Genomic DNA, 872 nt, shown 5'->3' with positions numbered 1-872 from the left:
TATGGTTGGTGCCATTCTTTTTGCTCAAAAGTAGAATACGTACTCTAAATCTACCAAAGTGGCGAAGTCCATAGCTTATCCGTTTTAATACTTTAATTTTGTTGTTAGTTCCTTCTGTGTATCCATTAGAATATGGAAGTAAGAATGCATTAGTTAATTGCGTCATCCATGCAGGAAATGATGTAAAGAAGTTATTAAATTCATCTAAGCCAGATGCTTTTACTAATTCCAACCAATGCGTTAAATGTGCAGCTATTCTTTGTTTACCATAGATTGAAAAGATTTTTCTAAAAGAAAGTTTTAAAGCATATGCTTTTCGTAAATCATCAGATATTCTGAGTATTTCACATAGTTTAATATGTTCGGCTTCCGTTAAATGGTCTGGATGCTTCATTAGTACACGTCGATTCTGTTTTAACATACGTGAATAAGCAGCCAGTTTATGTTGCTCACGCTTTCTAACTCGCTCTACCGCCCAATCTACAAGTCGACATACATGGTATCGATCACAGATAATATGCGCATGTGGAAATAGCGCCTCCATGATGCGCTTAAATTGTATGGACATATCCATTACAATAAACTTAACTTGTAGGCGATCCTTATGTTTAAATGATGCAAAATAGTGGATTAATGCTTGCGTATCACGTTTCGGTAAAATATCTAATATTTCATGTGTATCTGGATTAGTTAAATTAACTTGGTATTGGTAGCCTTCTGCATTTCCTTTAAACTCATCAATACCAATCACAGTGGGTAAGGTCTTGGGCTTAGGTATAGTGATCATAGAGCAATAACGTAATACTGTAGTAATAGATGTATCACACTCGTTAGCAATAGCTGTATAGGTTACACTTTCAGTAAGTTTATCA

Annotated in this window: 1 protein-coding gene; it reads right to left on the bottom strand. The window is 34.9% G+C overall.

The annotated features are described in order from the left end of the window. The coding region (locus tag EO116_RS08375) for an ISL3 family transposase (RefSeq protein ID WP_127161431.1) at nucleotides 1-872 on the bottom strand (872 nt) is incomplete at both ends.

Origin of the sequence: Veillonella sp. VA137 (genome assembly GCF_003992015.1) — a bacterium.
Lineage (GTDB): Bacteria > Bacillota > Negativicutes > Veillonellales > Veillonellaceae > F0422.
The sequence above is the reverse complement of the archived record's forward strand: the minus strand, read 5'-3'. Positions and strand labels throughout refer to the sequence as shown.